Genomic DNA, 15,551 nt, shown 5'->3' with positions numbered 1-15,551 from the left:
TTAAGCGGTCAGGGACGCAATCAACCAATGTGCATGGGGGTATTCCGCCACGTCATGTCGCACCAGCACAGTTCAGGGCGAACATGCAGTGCACAATGGCAAGGCGCATTGAGGATAAATCGCAGACGAAAAAAAGCCCGCTCAATGAGCGGGCTTCTTGTGGTGACCTGGCGTTCAGCGTTCCAGGTAACCGAATATGGCGCAGCGGACGGGACTCGAACCCGCGACCCCCGGCGTGACAGGCCGGTATTCTAACCGACTGAACTACCGCTGCGCGTAACACTTGAAGCGAATGGTGGGTGATGACGGGATCGAACCGCCGACATTCTGCTTGTAAGGCAGACGCTCTCCCAGCTGAGCTAATCACCCTTCACTTTCGGTGTGGGCGGCATCATACACCAAAAATTCGCAATGTCTTGATTTAAATGCACTTTATTTTGGATTTTTTCCAGAGCCCAGCAAAACCCCGTAAAAACGGGCTTCTGCTCGCGCAAATGCGAGTCTATTGCGTTTACCGGGTGCTTAGCCGCACAATTAAAAACTATTCTCAATAACGCCTGAGCCACGCTTATGTCTGTGGGTGAACCGCCATTCCAAAGGGAAATTACCCAGCTCTACAGCGAGCATCATGGCTGGCTGCTCACCTGGCTGCGGCGCAAGCTCGGCTGCCACCAGAATGCCGCTGACCTGGCGCAGGACACGTTTGCACGCATCCTGAACGCGCGCGAATCCGTAGCCGGCATTCGCGAACCCCGGGCCTACTTGAGCACGACGGCCAGACGCCTGATCATCGACCAGGCACGGCGCAGGCAGATTGAACAGGCTTACCTGCAGGAATTGGCCCTCACCGTGGACGCGCTCGAAGGGTTTCAATCGCCCGAGCAAATCCACACCACGCTTGAAGCCCTCGAACAGATCGCCTTTATCCTGGAGGGCATGCACGTCTATTCGCGCCAGGCATTTGTGCTGTATTACCTTGAGGAAATGACCCAACAACAGATCGCCCGACAGCTCAAGTTGTCGGAACGCACCGTGCGCAAGTACCTGATCCAGGCGCTCATGCACTGCGGCCACAGCATGGATACCTGATTGAGCATGTCGGACCAACAGATCGAAGAACAAGCCGCCGAATGGCTGCTGCGCCTGCATGAGGGCGAACTGAGCGAAGCCCAGCGCCTGGCATTTGAAGGTTGGAAACAGCAAGGTCCGCACTACGCCGAGGCCGCGGCCCGCATGGAAGCCGTCATCGCCCGCATGCAGGCCTTGCGGGGTAAAAAAGCACCGGCGCGGGCAGCGTTGAACGCAGCGTTTACCCAACCAAAAAGCCGTCGCCGCAAGAACGCCCTGCGCGCGCTGGCAGTGGCGTGCAGCCTGGCGATTCCGACGGCAGCATTGCTGGTGAGTCCTTATCCCCAGCAGTGGATGGCCGACGTGCGCAACGGGCCAGGCCAATGGCAAACCCTGCAACTGGCGGATGGCTCGACGCTGACCCTCAACGGCATCAGCGCGGCAAACCTGCATTTCGATGGCAAGCAGCGTCGCATTGAACTGCTGCAGGGCGAAATCCTGGTGGAGGTCGCTCACGATCGCACGCGGCCGTTTGTCGTACAGACGCCCCAAGGCACACTGCGTGCGCTGGGCACGCGGTTTGTGGTCAAGCGCGAGGGCGATATCACCGTACTCAGCATACTCGAATCCCGTGTGGCCGCACAAAGCGCCAACGGCCAGCAGACGCTGGAAGTCGACGCCGGTTCGCAGGCCCTGATGCAGTCGACTGCCGTGCGCTTGGTTGGCACTGTCGACCCGTCGAGCATCAACGAAGCCTGGCGTCGACATCAATTGGTGGTGGAGAACCGGCCTTTGCCGGAGGTGCTGGATGAAATCGCTCGGCATCGCGCCGGTCGCGTGCAATTTGATCGCGACGCCCTGCAAAACCTGCGGGTGTCAGCCGTGATCCCGCTGGATGACAGCGACCACGCCTTGCAGTTACTCGCGCAAACCTTGCCGATCAAGGTGCAGACCTTTACGCCGTGGCTGATCGTCGTAAGCCCACAGACACTTACCCAATAAATAATTATTCGCATTTGCTTCCGGTTTTTTCGAGGCTGCCCGTCAAGGAAGGTAATTCGACACATAAAGGACTGCCTTCACCATGCACACCCCTTCCTACCCGCGCGGACGCTTTCGGCTACTGAAAAGCGCGCCGTTGTCCCTGGCCCTGCTCACTGCCAGTACGCTGAACACCAGCCTGGCCCAGGCCGACGCCGTCAGCGTCGCCGCCCAAACCTACGAAATCCCGGCCGGGCCGCTGGGCAATTCGCTCAACCGCTTTGCCCAGCAGGCGGGTGTGGCCATCGTGTTCCAGTCCAACGAACTGGAAGGCCTCAAAAGCCCAGGCTTGAAAGGCAGCTACGGTATACAGGACGGGTTCGACAGCTTGCTGCAGGGCAGCGGCTACCGCGCGGTAAAGGGTGATCAGGTCTACGCACTGCAGCCCTCCCCTCTCGCCGGCAACGGCACCATGGAGCTGAGCCCGACCGCCGTCACCGCCAACCAGTTGGGCAACGTCACCGAAGGTACAGGTTCCTACACGCCCGGCACGATCGCGACCTCCACACGCCTGGTGCTGACCCCCAAGGAAACCCCGCAGTCAGTGAGCGTGGTCACCCGCCAGCACATGGACGATTTCGGCCTGAACAGCGTCGACGACGTGATGCGCCACACTCCAGGCATTACCGTTTCGGCCTTCGACACCGAGCGTACCAACTACTACGCCCGCGGCTTTTCGATCAATAACTTCCAGTACGACGGTATTCCCTCGACGGCGCGCAACGTCGCCTACTCGGCGGGCAACACCCTGAGCGACATGGCGATCTACGACCGCGTAGAAGTGCTCAAGGGCGCCACCGGCCTGCTCACCGGCGCAGGCTCCCTGGGCGCGACGATCAACTTGGTGCGCAAGAAACCTACAGCGGACTTCCAGGGCCACGCGACCCTCGGTGCCGGTTCCTGGGACAACTACCGCAGCGAGCTGGACGTGAGCGGCCCGATGACCGAAAGCGGCAACGTGCGTGGCAGGGCCGTGGCGGCCTACCAGGACAAGCATTCGTTCATGGATCACTACTCGCGCCAGAGCCCGACGTACTACGGCATCATGGAGTTCGACCTGTCGCCCGATACCCTGCTGACCGTCGGCGGCGATTACCAGGACACTCTGCCAAAAGGCTCCTCATGGTCGGGGAGCTTTCCGCTGATCAACTCCAACGGCGACCGCAACAGCGTCAAGCGCTCGTTCAACAACGCTGCCGATTGGAGCAGTTGGGAGCAATACACCCGCACCGTATTTGCCATGCTCGAACACGACCTGGGCAATGGATGGGTAAGCAAGCTGCAACTGGACCACAAGATCAACGGCTATCACGCCTTGATGGGCTCGATCCAGGGCGACCAGCCGCAGCCGGACGGCACCGCGCAACTCACCTCGGGCAAATACACCGGGGAAACCGTCAGCGATTCCGCCGACCTGTACGTGAGCGGCCCCTTCAGCCTGGGCGGGCGCGAACATGAACTGGTGCTCGGCGGTTCTATCAGCGCCTCGGAATGGAAAGGCAAAGGCTACTGGAACCTCTCCCCAAATATCGTCGACTTCAATAACTGGCGCGGCCACGCCACGATACCGGACTGGGGCAAGGCGCAATCACTGACCGATGACACCGTGCGCCAGACGGGCGCCTATGTGACCACGCGGCTGAACCTCGCCGACGACCTCAAGCTGCTGCTGGGCGGGCGCGTGGTCAACTACCAGGTCACGGGCTATAACCCCAACTACCGCGAGTCCGGACGATTCGTGCCGTACATCGGCGCCGTGTACGACCTCAACGACACGTACGCGGTCTACGCCAGCTACACCGATATCTTCATGCCGCAAGAGAATTACAACCGCGATCGCGACAACAAACTGCTTGAGCCGGATGAAGGCCAGAACTGGGAACTGGGCGTAAAAGCCGACTTCCTTGACGGTCGCGTGAACGCCAGCGCGGCCTACTTTGAAATCCATGAATCCAACCGCGCGCTCTCGGATGACGAGTACAACAACCAGACGCCGATCCCGAACAACTACGCCTACAAAAGCAGCAAGGCCGTCACCAAAGGTTATGAGCTGGAGATGTCCGGCGAGATTGCCCCCGGCTGGCAACTCCAGGCCGGCTACACCCACAAGGTCGTGCGCGACGACAAGGACGTGAAGATCTCCACCTTCGAGCCCGAAGATCAGGTCAAGCTGTTCACCACCTACAAGCTCAAGGGCAACCTCGACAAGTTGACGGTAGGCGGTGGCGTGCGCTGGCAAAGCGTGGGCTGGCAGGACATCTATAACTCTCCCCATGGCGGCTATGAAGCGTTCTCCCAGGACGCCTATTGGCTGGTCGACCTGATGACCAAATATCAGGTCAGCAAAAACCTGTCGGCGACGCTGAACGTCAACAACCTCTTCGACAAGTCTTACTACACCAACATCGGCTTCTATAACTCCGCCGCTTATGGTGAGCCACGCAATTTCATGGTGACCACACGCTGGGATTTCTGATCCCCCAATAAAAAACGCCGCCGATCATCGGAAATGATCGGCGGCGTTTTTTTATTTTTGCAAAGCCCAGACAGCAAAAAGCCCGCTCAATGAGCGGGCTTCCTGTGGTACCTGGCGTTCAGCGTTCCAGGTAACCGAATATGGCGCAGCGGACGGGACTCGAACCCGCGACCCCCGGCGTGACAGGCCGGTATTCTAACCGACTGAACTACCGCTGCGCGTAACACTTGAAGCGAATGGTGGGTGATGACGGGATCGAACCGCCGACATTCTGCTTGTAAGGCAGACGCTCTCCCAGCTGAGCTAATCACCCTTCGTTTCGGTGTGGCGCGCATTCTACGGAGCGGCCCCAGGTCTGGCAAGCACTTTCTTAAATCTTTTTTTTGATAGCTTCCAATGGCTTAGGCAGGGTTGGCCTGGGACGTTATCAAGAGAATAATGCCCCCCTTTGTATAAAGGAGAGACTCGCCCCATGTGGTTCAAGAACCTGCTTATCTATCGCCTGACCCAAGATCTGCCTGTTGATGCCGAGGCGTTGGAAGCGGCCATGGCCACCAAACTGGCGCGCCCTTGTGCCAGCCAGGAGTTGACCACTTACGGTTTCGTCGCGCCTTTTGGTAAAGGTGAAGAGGCTCCCCTGGTTCACGTCAGCGGTGATTTCCTGCTGATCGCCGCGCGCAAGGAAGAACGCATCCTGCCGGGCAGCGTGGTGCGGGATGCACTCAAGGAGAAAGTCGAAGAGATCGAGGCCGAGCAAATGCGCAAGGTCTACAAAAAGGAACGCGACCAGATCAAGGATGAAATCATCCAGGCCTTCCTGCCGCGTGCCTTTATTCGGCGTTCGTCGACGTTCGCCGCCATCGCGCCAAAACAGGGCCTGATCCTGGTCAACTCGGCCAGCCCCAAGCGCGCCGAAGACTTGTTGTCCACACTGCGTGAAGTGATCGGCACCCTGCCGGTTCGCCCACTCACCGTGAAAACAGCACCGACCGCGATCATGACCGACTGGGTCACCACCCAAAAGCCGGCAGATGACTTCTTCGTGCTCGACGAGTGCGAACTGCGCGACACCCACGAAGACGGCGGCATTGTGCGCTGCAAGCGCCAGGACCTGACCGGCGAAGAGATCCAACTGCACCTGACCACCGGCAAAGTCGTGACCCAACTGTCGCTGGCCTGGCAGGACAAACTGTCCTTCATGCTCGACGACAAGATGACCGTCAAGCGCCTGAAGTTCGAAGACCTGCTGCAAGACCAGGCGGAACAGGACGGCGGTGAAGAAGCCCTGGGCCAACTGGATGCGAGTTTTACCCTGATGATGCTGACGTTTGGTGACTTCATCCCCGCGCTGGTCGAAGCACTCGGCGGTGAAGAGACCCCACAGGGCATCTAAAAGCTCATTAGATCTTATGTGGGCACGGTCAGTGTGGGAGCCGGGCTTGCCCGCGATGCAGGCACCTCGGTCTTCAGTTAAATCGAGTTGATGCTATCGCAGGCAAGCCAGCTCCCACATCTGATCGAGTTGCCACCTCCAGCACTCTAATAACAAGGACATCCCCATGCGCGCACTCGCCGCCTTGAGCCGCTTCGTCGGCAATACCTTCGCCTATTGGGTGTTGATTTTCGCCGTCGTCGCCTTCCTCGAACCCGGCTGGTTCATCGGCCTGAAAAGCGCCATCGTCCCGTTGCTGGGCCTGGTGATGTTCGGCATGGGGTTGACCCTCAAGATTGATGACTTCGCCGAAGTCGCCCGCCATCCGTGGCGCGTGGCATTGGGCGTGGTCGCACACTTTGTCATCATGCCGGGCGTGGCCTGGTTGCTGTGCCAGGCCTTCCACCTGCCGCCGGAAATTGCCGTTGGCGTGATCCTGGTCGGTTGCTGCCCAAGCGGCACCTCCTCCAACGTGATGACCTGGCTGGCCCGCGGCGACTTGGCGCTGTCGGTGGCCATCGCCGCCGTCACCACCCTCCTCGCCCCGCTGCTTACGCCGGCGTTGATCTGGCTGCTGGCGTCGGCCTGGCTGCCGGTATCGTTCATGGAGTTGTTCTGGTCGATCCTGCAAGTTGTGCTGCTGCCGATCGTGCTCGGCGTACTGGCGCAACGCGTGCTCGGTGATCGGGTGCGCCACGCGGTGGATGTGTTGCCACTGGTGTCGGTGGTGAGCATCGTGATCATCGTCGCGGCGGTGGTTGCCGCCAGCCAGGCGAAGATTGCCGAGTCGGGCCTGTTGATCATGGCCGTGGTGATGCTGCACAACAGCTTCGGTTACTTGCTGGGCTACTTCACCGGCCGCGTGTTCAAGTTGCCATTGGCGCAGCGCAAGTCGCTGGCGCTGGAAGTGGGCATGCAGAACTCCGGGCTGGGTGCCGCATTGGCCAGCGCGCACTTCTCGCCCTTGGCGGCGGTGCCGAGTGCGTTGTTCAGCGTCTGGCACAATATTTCCGGGGCGTTGCTCTCGACTTACTTCCGCCGCATGAGCGAGAAGGAAGACCGTCGCGCCCTGGAGAACACCCCGCAAACTTGATCAGTCGATCACTTTTGGGCACTCTTACGAGCTTCGCGGGGACGACCCCGCGACGCTTTCAAGCGCCTAATCCGGGGACGACCCCACCTAGCGTTAGGAGGTCATCATGTCCTGGATCATTCTGTTTTTTGCGGGTCTGTTTGAAGTGGGCTGGGCCGTCGGCCTGAAGTACACCGACGGTTTCAGCAAGCCGCTGCCCACGGCCCTGACGATTGCCGCCATGGCCGTAAGCCTTGGCCTGCTGGGGCTGGCGATGAAGGAGCTGCCGCTGGGCACGGCCTATGCCATCTGGACCGGAGTCGGTGCCGTGGGCACCGTGATCGCCGGGATTATCCTGTTTGGGGAATCCATGGCGCTGTTCCGGTTGGCCAGTGTGGCGTTGATCATTTGCGGGCTTATTGGGCTCAAGATCAGCACCTGATCCATTACCGCTGTCGAACCGCCGCTCCCACACCAGACCGCGTTCGCTTGAACAATGCGGTCCAATGTGGGAGCTGGCTTGCCTGCGAATAGGCCATTAATCCAGCCCGAAACTACCTGACACTCCCCCGCAACACCCCCACCCGTTCCTGCAACTGCGCAGGCGTCGCGGCCTCTACCGTCACCGGCTCACCCGCCACCAACACCACCCGCGACCAGATCCGATGAAACAACCCTTTGTTCGGATCGCGGCTGAAAAAACTCCCCCACAACCCCTGCAACGCCATCGGAATCACCGGCACCTGCGTCTCCTCCAGGATGCGCGTCACACCACCGCGAAACTCGTTCATCTCGCCATCGGCGGTCAACTTGCCCTCCGGGAAGATGCACACCAACTCCCCTTCCTTCAGATACTGCGCAATCCGTGTGAAAGCCTTTTCATAGATTTGGATGTCTTCGTGACGCCCCGCAATGGGAATCGCCCCGGCCGTGCGGAAGATAAAGTTCAGCACCGGCAAACGGTAGATCTTGTAGTACATGACAAAGCGAATCGGCCGACGCACCGCGCCGCCGATCAGCAGCGCATCGACAAATGAAACGTGGTTGCACACCAGCAGCGCCGCGCCTTCGTCCGGGATCGCTTCCAGGTTGCGATGCTCCACGCGGTACATGGAATGGCTGAGCAGCCAGATCATGAAACGCATGGTGAACTCGGGGACGATCTTGAAGATGTAGGTGTTGACCGCGATGTTGAGCAGCGACACCACCAGGAACAATTCGGGAATTGACAGCTTGGCCACGCTCAGCAGCAGGATCGACACAATCGCCGAGACCACCATGAACAGTGCGTTAAGAATGTTGTTGGCAGCGATGACCCGCGCACGCTCGTTCTCGGCGGTGCGCGACTGGATCAACGCGTACAGCGGCACGATATAGAAGCCGCCGAACACGCCCAGGCCGAGGATATCGAACAACACCCACCAGGCTTGGCCGTAACTGAGCACGGCGAGCCAATCGTTGGCCTGCACGTTCTGCGGGAAACCGCCGGAGTGCCACCACAGCAACAGGCCGAACACGGTCAGGCCGAATGAGCCGAACGGCACCAGGCCGATTTCCACCTTACGTCCGGAGAGTTTTTCGCAGAGCATCGAACCGAGGGCGATACCCACAGAGAACACCGTGAGGATCAGCGTCACCACGGTTTCGTCGCCGTACAACCATTCCTTGGCGTAGGCCGGAATCTGCGTCAGGTAGATCGCGCCAACAAACCAGAACCACGAGTTACCCACGATGGAGCGCGAAACGGCCGGTGTCTGCCCCAGGCCCAGGCGCAAGGTGGCCCAGGATTCACTGAAAATGTTCCAGTTCAGGCGCAACCCCGGGGTCGACGCCGCCGCCCTCGGAATACTGCGGCTGGCCAAGTAACCCAATACCGCCACACCGACGATCGCCACGGCGACCACCGGCGCGTAATAGGTGGACGACATCATGATCCCGGCGCCAATGGTACCGGCCAGGATCGCCAGGAACGTGCCCATTTCCACCAGGCCGTTGCCGCCGACCAGCTCATCGTCGTGCAGCGCCTGGGGCATGATCGAGTACTTCACCGGGCCGAACAGCGCCGAGTGGGTGCCCATCGCAAACAGTGCCAGCAGCATCAGTTCCAGGTGGTTGGTCAGGAAGCCCGTCGCGCCCACAGCCATGATCACAATCTCGCCGATCTTGATTGCGCGGATCAATGCGTCCTTGTTGAACTTCTCGCCAAACTGCCCGGCCAGCGCCGAAAACAGGAAGAACGGCAGGATGAACAGCAAGGCACAGAGGTTGACCCAGATGGACCGGTCACCGTCGATGGTGAGCTTGTAGAGAATGGCCAGGATCAGCGATTGCTTGAAGATGTTGTCGTTGAACGCACCCAGCAACTGGGTGATGAAAAACGGCAGGAAACGCCGTGTGCGCAGCAAGGTGAATTGCGAGGGGTGGCTCATCGTCCGTGTTCCTGCGTGGCCTGTTATCGATTCAGGCCACGACTTTACCTAATCCGGCTTACTTATTCGCTAGTCCTGCAATGCATGGCGAAACAAAAAGCTCACCTTTATAGGCGCCCTGCACCGTGCGTTTAGCGACGATCAGCCACATCAGCGCCAACGCCACCACCAGCAGACTCCCGAATACACTAAAGAAACCCAGGTGCAGCAGGCTCGCCAACTTCAGTGTGGACAAGGCGTACACCCCCAACGGGAAAGTGAAGCCCCACCACCCCAGGTTGAACGGGATACCGGCGCGCAGGTAACGCAGGGTAATCAGTACGGCGATCAGCATCCACCAAAGGCCAAAGCCCCACAGTGTAATGCCCGCTACCAGCCCGAGGCCGTCAGCCATTTCACCGACACCCGGCAAGCCATTGGCCGCGAAGATCGCCGGCGCATCTCCCCCCAGCAACAGCATGCCCAACGCACCAGTGCCGATGGGGCCTAGCGCCAGCCAGCTCGACGCGGCCATATTGGCGTGGGGCAGTTTATGCAGGGCCATGCGCAGCATCAGGATGGTCAGGATGCTGAACGCCACCGGCAGGGAAAACGCCCACAGCACGTAGCTGGTCACCAGCATCACCAGTTGCGAATGGGCGTCCGCCAGGTGCGGTGCCAGCAGGCCACCGCTGGCGGCGGCGACTTCGGCGGCAACCACGGGCAGCAGCCAAACGGCGGTCATCTGGTCGATGCTGTGTTCCTGGCGGGTGAACATCATGAACGGGATAAGCACGCCGCAGGCCAAGGCCATCGCGACATCCAGCCACCACAGCGCTTCAGCCAGCGGGATCACTTCGCTGCCCCAACGCGGCAGGCCGAACAGCAGCAAGCCATTGAGAATGGTCGCGAGCCCCATGGGGATAGTGCCGAAGAACATCGACACCGTGGAGTGCCCGAAAATCCGCCGCGCCTCGTGGAAAAACATCACCCAGCGGGCTGCGTACAACACGCTGAACAACACGAACAGGCCGACCGTGAACAACCACAGCGCTTCGGCGATGGCGTGCAAACCTGGCAGGTTGACCGGCAACTGCGCCAACGCCAGCGCCAGCACGCCGGTGCCCATGGTGGCGGCAAACCAGTTAGGGGTGAACTGGCGAATCACTTCCCGCGGACGGGTCAGGTGACTGAAAGGTTTGTAACTGATGGTATTCGAGCAGGTCATGATGGCAATCCTCTTCCTCGCATGAGGTTAAGACCATGGTAGAACCTGATCGAATATCTATATAACGGGTAATATCTCTAACTGTTATCTACTTTGCAGATATAGTCTAAACGCTGCCTTCGCATTCGATCACCAGAATGCGCGCCGGGCCTTGGGGATGGGCGACATGCTCGGTGCCGACACTGGCATAGAAGATATCCCCTACGCCCAACTCCGCCACCTGTTCGAAGCCGTTGTCGCGGTAGTGCATCTGCACCCGGCCATCCAGCACCACGAACACTTCCTCGCCATCATTGATGTGCCAGCGATACGGCTGGTCAGTCCAGTGCAGGCGCGTGGTGATGCCGTTCATATTGGCGATATCCAACGCCTCCCAGGCGCGGCTGCCGGTGAAGTCCTTGCTGCGGATGATCTTCATGCTTGAATCTCGGTCGGGCGATACGAGAGGCGATTATTACCTATCAGCCGCCTGTCGTCGCCTTGGCGCGCGCCGAACCCTGCAACAGCAGGCCGACCAGTGCGCCGAGGGACAGCAGGATGAGTACCGCACCGTAGCCGTCGGTGGTGGCGATCAAACCAAAGCTGCGAATCAGGTTGCCCGCCAGCAAAGACGGCAGACAGAACGCCAGGTAACTCAGCACATAAAACGCCGACATCAAGCCCGCGCGCTCATGGGGCAAAGCCAGCGGCACCACACTGCGCAGGGCACCGAGGAAGCCCGCGCCAAAACCACTGCCGGCGATCAGCGTGGCGATAAAAAACAACGGCAGGCTGGCGCTGTGCACGGCCGTGAGGATCAGCGCCACACCGACTGCCAGCAAGCCGGCCCCCAGGCGCAGCACTTTGTCGGCGTGGCGATTGCGCAGTGTGAAGATCATCAATGCGCCGCTCAAGGTCAACACCGCCACCAGGCCGCCGCCGATCAGGTTGGAGGTCGAACCGGTGGCGGCCCGTACCAGTGACGGCGCCAGGGACAGGTAGAATCCGCCCATCGCCCACACCGCCACATCCACCGGCAGCGACAACCACAAGGCCCGGCGCGCTTGCGGCGGTACATGCAAAGTCGGACGCAGCGAAGCCAGTGCACCGGGAATACGGCTGACAGTTTCCGGCAGGCGCCATACGTACACGGCCTGCAACAGCATCAGCACCAACAGCGTGCAGTAGATCAACTGGGTCGGCAGCGGCGCGAATTCCACCAGCAGACTGCTGCCCATCGCACCGCACGCCATGCCCAGCAGCGGCGCCACGCTGTTGACCAGTGGCCCTTGCTGGCGATCCGTGTCGAGCAGTGCCGCGCCCAGCACGGCAGTGGCCATGCCCGTAGCAAAGCCCTGCAGCGTACGTGCGGCGATCAACCAGGCCACGCTGCCTTCATTGATAAACAGCAGCATCGCCAGCATGTTCAGGATCAATGCAGCGAAGATCACCGGCTTGCGCCCCAGGTGATCCGAGAGTGAGCCAACGGTCATCAGCGCCGCCAGCAGACTCAAGGCGTAGACACCGAAGATCAGCGTGAGCATGCCCGCCGAAAAATGCAGGCCCTCCTGATACAGGTGATACAACGGCGTCGGCGCACTGGAGGCGGCGAGAAACGTCAGCAAGGTGATCGCCAGGAACACCAGGCTGGAACGTTGAGAAATAGGGTTGGACATGCGCACGCTCCGCTAAAGCTAATATTTTGCTTTTGCGGAGTGTGCTACCAGGCGGCGCTTAAAGCAAATTCTTTGTGTTAAGGTTTTACGCATGGCGATTATTAAAGAAGGCCTCCGCCCGGGGGGCCGTAGTGCCCGGGTACAAGAATCAGTGCATAGCGCTGTACGCGAATTGCTGGAAGCCAACGAGCGCTCCAGCGTCACCGTGCCAATGATTGCTGCGCGCGCGGGGGTGACGCCGTCGACTATCTACCGGCGTTGGGGCGATCTTTCTGTGCTGCTGGCGGATGTGGCGTTGGCGCGGATGCGCCCGGACAACGAACCGGCGAATACCGGCAGCCTGCGCGGCGACCTGCAGGCCTGGGCCGAGCAGTATCTGGATGAGATGAGTTCGGAGCCTGGGCGGAACATGATGCGTGATGTGCAGTGCAGCCAGACGCCGGGCTATTGCGTGACCCTGATTGGCGGGCAGTTGCAGACGATTGTGGATCGCTACCCCGACAACACGCCACCCTGCGTAGACCGGCTGATCAACCTGCTGGCGGCGCCGACGGTGTTCAGGATTCTGTTTGCCAGCGCACCGTTGCAGGTTGAAGAGCTGCATGAGCTGATCGAATTGGCATTGCAATAATCAAAGCCCTACACGCCGATCAAAAATGTGGGAGCTGGCTTGCCAGCTCCCACATTAATCCTGTGTTACGTGCGCATCCCGCGCCCACTCACCAGCAGCTTCGCGCAACCGATATACAGCACCACGGTCGCCACCAACATGAACGTAATCGCCACGCTGATCTTGATATCCGACACACCTAAAATACCGTAGCGGAAGGCGTTGACCATGTGCAGCACCGGGTTGGCCAGCGACACGGTCTGCCAGAACGGCGGCAGCAAGGTGATCGAGTAGAACACGCCACCGAGGTAGGTCAGCGGCGTCAGCACGAAGGTCGGAATGATCGAAATATCATCGAAGTTGCGTGCAAACACGGCGTTGATGAAACCCAGCAGCGAGAAGATCGTCGCCGTCAGTACCACCACCAGAATGGTGACCCCGAGGTGATGCACTTGCAGGTGGGTGAAGAACAGCGACAATAAGGTCACGATCACGCCGACCATCAGGCCGCGCAGCACACCACCGGCGGTGTAGCCGATCAGGATGGTGTGTGGCGACACCGGCGACACCATCAATTCTTCAATCGAGCGCTGGAACTTGCTGCCGAAGAAACTGGAGACCACGTTGCCGTAGGAGTTGGTGATCACCGACATCATGATCAGACCCGGCACGATGTATTCCATGTAGGTGAAACCACCCATGTCACCGATCTGCCGGCCGATCAGATTACCGAAGATCACGAAGTACAGAACCATGGTGATCGCCGGCGGCAGCAGGGTCTGCGGCCAGATCCGGGTAAAGCGCTTCACTTCGCGATAGACGATGGTTTGCAGCGCGACGAGGTTGGGTTGCAGTTCGGAACTCATACCGCCACCTTCGCCAGATTTTTCTCCACCAGGGACACGAACAACTCCTCAAGGCGATTGGTTTTATTGCGCAGGCTCAGCACTTCGATGTTCTGGGTCGCCAACTGCGTAAACAGCGCGGTGATGCCCATGGCTTTATCCACCTGCACTTCCAGGGTATGGCTGTCCAGCAGACGACTTGGGTAGCCCATCAGCTGCGGCGCCACCGACAGGTTATTTTTCAGGTCGAGCAAAAAGGTTTCCACATGCAACTGGCCCAGCAGGTTACGCATGCTGGTGTTCTCGACGATGGTGCCATGGTCGATGATGCCGATGTTGCGGCACAGCTGCTCAGCCTCCTCCAGGTAGTGGGTGGTGAGGATGATAGTGATGCCTTTCTCGTTCAGCTCGGTGAGGAATGTCCACATCGAACGGCGTAGCTCGATATCCACGCCAGCAGTGGGCTCATCAAGGATGAGAAGGCGCGGCTCATGCACCAGCGCACGGGCGATCATCAAGCGGCGCTTCATGCCGCCGGACAGCGAGCGCGAAGGCACATCGCGCTTGTCCCACAGGCCCAGTTGGGTCAGGTATTGCTCGGCGCGTTCCTTGGCGATTTTCGCCGGAATGCCGTAGTAGCCTGCCTGGGTCACGACAATATCGAAGGTCTTTTCAAACTGGTTGAAGTTGAACTCCTGGGGCACCACGCCGATGGAACGCTTGAGCGCCGCCGGGGATTTGTCCAGGTCGTGGCCGAAGATATTTACCGAGCCGCTGGTCTTGTTGACCAGGGTCGAGAGGATGCCGATGGTGGTGGATTTGCCGGCGCCGTTGGGGCCGAGCAAGGCGAAGAAGTCACCTTCGGCAACGTCCAGATCGATACCACTCAGGGCCTGGAAACCGTTGCCGTAGGTTTTGGTTAGCTGCCGGATGGACAGAGCGGAACTCATATCGGGATACGCACCAAAGAAGGGAATAGAAAGAATAGATGAGGGCGCAGCGCAGGTAGTTCAACCTGCGATGCATGGCGGGCATGGTGCTTGCCCGCGCGGCACAAGTACAGTCACCTGTATTAATAGTCAGTATTAAGTCAACGCGGTCATGACCGCCTTGCGGTAGGCCGGTCGCTGCTGCAGGCGCTGGTACCAGGCCTCTAGATGGGGCATTGCGGGCCGTTCGATGGGCATTTCAAACCAGGCGTAGATGAAGCTGCCCAAGGGGATATCGCCCATGCCGACCTCATTGCCCGACAGATACGGCTGTGTGGCGAGCGCCTCGTCAACGGTCTTGAGCACATCGATACAGGTTTGGCGCCCGGCGTGGATGCTGTCCCAATTCTGTTTTTCGGCCGGGGTGCGCAGCACGCCCCAGAACACGATCTTGAACGGTTCGGCGAACGTGGAAGTGGTCCAGTCCATCCACTTCTCCGCGTTGGCGCGGGTTTTCAGGTCACTCGGGTACCAGCTGGACGCCTGCTTGGCGCAGAGGTAACGCACGATGGTGTTGGATTCCCACAGCACAAAGTCGCCGTCTTCGATCATCGGCACCCGACCGTTAGGGTTCAACGCTCGGTATTGCGGTGTGTCGACCACACCAAACGCCCCGCCCGCATCAATTGCCTCATAGTCCAGGCCGAGCTCCTCGGCGCACCACAGTGCTTTCCTGACGTTTGATGAATTTTTACGACCCCAGATCTTCAGCATGACCGCGCCTTTA

Annotated in this window: 14 protein-coding genes and 4 tRNA genes; 7 read left to right on the top strand and 11 right to left on the bottom strand. The window is 59.8% G+C overall.

The features are described from left to right. Positions 1-197: 197 nt before the first annotated feature. A tRNA-Asp gene (locus AB4O35_RS15145) sits at positions 198-274 on the bottom strand. Positions 275-293: 19 nt separating this feature from the next. Then, positions 294-369, bottom strand: a tRNA-Val gene (locus AB4O35_RS15140). Positions 370-570: 201 nt separating this feature from the next. Here AB4O35_RS15140 and AB4O35_RS15135 point away from each other — a divergent pair. The 3 genes from AB4O35_RS15135 (at position 571) to AB4O35_RS15125 (ending at position 4,585) form a co-directional block, all read left to right on the top strand. Continuing rightward, the gene (locus AB4O35_RS15135; RefSeq protein WP_065872625.1) at positions 571-1,089 is read left to right on the top strand and encodes a sigma-70 family RNA polymerase sigma factor; all 519 of its coding nucleotides are present in this window, start codon (positions 571-573) and stop codon (positions 1,087-1,089) included. A 6-nt stretch (positions 1,090-1,095) separates the two neighbouring features. Then, positions 1,096-2,070 carry a FecR family protein gene (locus AB4O35_RS15130; RefSeq protein WP_460149058.1) on the top strand — a complete coding sequence of 325 codons (975 nt, stop codon included), beginning with the start codon at positions 1,096-1,098 and terminating at the stop codon, positions 2,068-2,070. 82 nt (positions 2,071-2,152) lie between these two features. Continuing rightward, complete coding sequence (locus tag AB4O35_RS15125; RefSeq protein ID WP_065891409.1) at positions 2,153-4,585, top strand: TonB-dependent siderophore receptor; 2,433 nt, start codon at positions 2,153-2,155, stop codon at positions 4,583-4,585. A 141-nt stretch (positions 4,586-4,726) separates the two neighbouring features. Here the strand turns inward: AB4O35_RS15125 and AB4O35_RS15120 are convergent. Beyond that, positions 4,727-4,803, bottom strand: a tRNA-Asp gene (locus AB4O35_RS15120). 19 nt (positions 4,804-4,822) lie between these two features. Beyond that, positions 4,823-4,898, bottom strand: a tRNA-Val gene (locus AB4O35_RS15115). A gap of 159 nt (positions 4,899-5,057) precedes the next feature. Here AB4O35_RS15115 and rdgC point away from each other — a divergent pair. From rdgC to sugE, 3 genes are all read left to right on the top strand, one after another. Then, positions 5,058-5,978, top strand: coding sequence for a recombination-associated protein RdgC (rdgC, locus tag AB4O35_RS15110; RefSeq protein ID WP_065872627.1), 921 nt, complete (start codon positions 5,058-5,060; stop codon positions 5,976-5,978). Positions 5,979-6,144: 166 nt separating this feature from the next. Then, positions 6,145-7,110: a bile acid:sodium symporter family protein gene (locus AB4O35_RS15105; RefSeq protein WP_065882506.1), complete on the top strand. Its 966-nt coding sequence runs from the start codon at positions 6,145-6,147 to the stop codon at positions 7,108-7,110. 106 nt (positions 7,111-7,216) lie between these two features. Then, positions 7,217-7,531, top strand: coding sequence for a quaternary ammonium compound efflux SMR transporter SugE (sugE, locus tag AB4O35_RS15100; protein WP_010211634.1), 315 nt, complete (start codon positions 7,217-7,219; stop codon positions 7,529-7,531). A gap of 112 nt (positions 7,532-7,643) precedes the next feature. On the opposite strand, the gene AB4O35_RS15095 is transcribed toward sugE, so the two are convergent. The 4 genes from AB4O35_RS15095 to AB4O35_RS15080 form a co-directional block, all read right to left on the bottom strand. Next, positions 7,644-9,518: an MFS transporter gene (locus tag AB4O35_RS15095; RefSeq protein WP_065872629.1), complete on the bottom strand. Its 1,875-nt coding sequence runs from the start codon at positions 9,516-9,518 to the stop codon at positions 7,644-7,646. Positions 9,519-9,576: 58 nt separating this feature from the next. Further along, positions 9,577-10,725, bottom strand: coding sequence for a TDT family transporter (locus tag AB4O35_RS15090; RefSeq protein WP_065945633.1), 1,149 nt, complete (start codon positions 10,723-10,725; stop codon positions 9,577-9,579). A 106-nt stretch (positions 10,726-10,831) separates the two neighbouring features. Beyond that, positions 10,832-11,143 (bottom strand): cupin domain-containing protein, encoded by a 312-nt coding sequence (locus tag AB4O35_RS15085; protein WP_028615765.1) that lies wholly within the window; start codon positions 11,141-11,143, stop codon positions 10,832-10,834. A 43-nt stretch (positions 11,144-11,186) separates the two neighbouring features. Further along, positions 11,187-12,380, bottom strand: a complete 1,194-nt coding sequence (locus tag AB4O35_RS15080) for an MFS transporter (RefSeq protein WP_065945634.1) — start codon at positions 12,378-12,380, stop codon at positions 11,187-11,189. Positions 12,381-12,471: 91 nt separating this feature from the next. On the opposite strand from AB4O35_RS15080, the gene AB4O35_RS15075 reads away from it, so the two are divergent. Further along, positions 12,472-13,011 (top strand): TetR/AcrR family transcriptional regulator, encoded by a 540-nt coding sequence (locus AB4O35_RS15075; protein WP_065945635.1) that lies wholly within the window; start codon positions 12,472-12,474, stop codon positions 13,009-13,011. A gap of 65 nt (positions 13,012-13,076) precedes the next feature. Here the strand turns inward: AB4O35_RS15075 and AB4O35_RS15070 are convergent, their stop codons facing one another. The 3 genes from AB4O35_RS15070 to AB4O35_RS15060 form a co-directional block, all read right to left on the bottom strand. Further along, positions 13,077-13,856 carry an ABC transporter permease gene (locus AB4O35_RS15070; protein WP_049709187.1) on the bottom strand — a complete coding sequence of 260 codons (780 nt, stop codon included), beginning with the start codon at positions 13,854-13,856 and terminating at the stop codon, positions 13,077-13,079. After that, a complete protein-coding gene (locus AB4O35_RS15065; RefSeq protein WP_049709188.1) occupies positions 13,853-14,785 on the bottom strand; it encodes an ABC transporter ATP-binding protein in 933 nt (310 codons plus the stop codon). The genes AB4O35_RS15070 and AB4O35_RS15065 overlap by 4 nt, the downstream gene beginning before the upstream one ends. A 135-nt stretch (positions 14,786-14,920) precedes the next feature. Beyond that, complete coding sequence (locus AB4O35_RS15060) at positions 14,921-15,538, bottom strand: glutathione S-transferase family protein (protein ID WP_065872755.1); 618 nt, start codon at positions 15,536-15,538, stop codon at positions 14,921-14,923. Positions 15,539-15,551 lie beyond the last annotated feature (13 nt).

The organism is Pseudomonas sp. H1_A03 (assembly GCF_054685145.1).
Note: the sequence above shows the minus strand (reverse complement) of the source record. Positions and strands in the feature narration are given on the sequence as shown.

What these genes read in the sequence shown, in the direction of transcription:
- AB4O35_RS15095 (WP_065872629.1), bottom strand. Translation starts at nt 9,518, where the DNA reads ATGAGCCACCCCTCGCAATTCACCTTGCTGCGCACACGGCGTTTCCTG.
- AB4O35_RS15135 (WP_065872625.1), top strand. Translation starts at nt 571, where the DNA reads ATGTCTGTGGGTGAACCGCCATTCCAAAGGGAAATTACCCAGCTCTAC.
- sugE (WP_010211634.1), top strand. Translation starts at nt 7,217, where the DNA reads ATGTCCTGGATCATTCTGTTTTTTGCGGGTCTGTTTGAAGTGGGCTGG.
- AB4O35_RS15090 (WP_065945633.1), bottom strand. Translation starts at nt 10,725, where the DNA reads ATGACCTGCTCGAATACCATCAGTTACAAACCTTTCAGTCACCTGACC.
- AB4O35_RS15065 (WP_049709188.1), bottom strand. Translation starts at nt 14,785, where the DNA reads ATGAGTTCCGCTCTGTCCATCCGGCAGCTAACCAAAACCTACGGCAAC.
- AB4O35_RS15125 (WP_065891409.1), top strand. Translation starts at nt 2,153, where the DNA reads ATGCACACCCCTTCCTACCCGCGCGGACGCTTTCGGCTACTGAAAAGC.
- AB4O35_RS15075 (WP_065945635.1), top strand. Translation starts at nt 12,472, where the DNA reads ATGGCGATTATTAAAGAAGGCCTCCGCCCGGGGGGCCGTAGTGCCCGG.
- AB4O35_RS15060 (WP_065872755.1), bottom strand. Translation starts at nt 15,538, where the DNA reads ATGCTGAAGATCTGGGGTCGTAAAAATTCATCAAACGTCAGGAAAGCA.
- AB4O35_RS15085 (WP_028615765.1), bottom strand. Translation starts at nt 11,143, where the DNA reads ATGAAGATCATCCGCAGCAAGGACTTCACCGGCAGCCGCGCCTGGGAG.
- AB4O35_RS15105 (WP_065882506.1), top strand. Translation starts at nt 6,145, where the DNA reads ATGCGCGCACTCGCCGCCTTGAGCCGCTTCGTCGGCAATACCTTCGCC.
- AB4O35_RS15080 (WP_065945634.1), bottom strand. Translation starts at nt 12,380, where the DNA reads ATGTCCAACCCTATTTCTCAACGTTCCAGCCTGGTGTTCCTGGCGATC.
- AB4O35_RS15130 (WP_460149058.1), top strand. Translation starts at nt 1,096, where the DNA reads ATGTCGGACCAACAGATCGAAGAACAAGCCGCCGAATGGCTGCTGCGC.
- rdgC (WP_065872627.1), top strand. Translation starts at nt 5,058, where the DNA reads ATGTGGTTCAAGAACCTGCTTATCTATCGCCTGACCCAAGATCTGCCT.
- AB4O35_RS15070 (WP_049709187.1), bottom strand. Translation starts at nt 13,856, where the DNA reads ATGAGTTCCGAACTGCAACCCAACCTCGTCGCGCTGCAAACCATCGTC.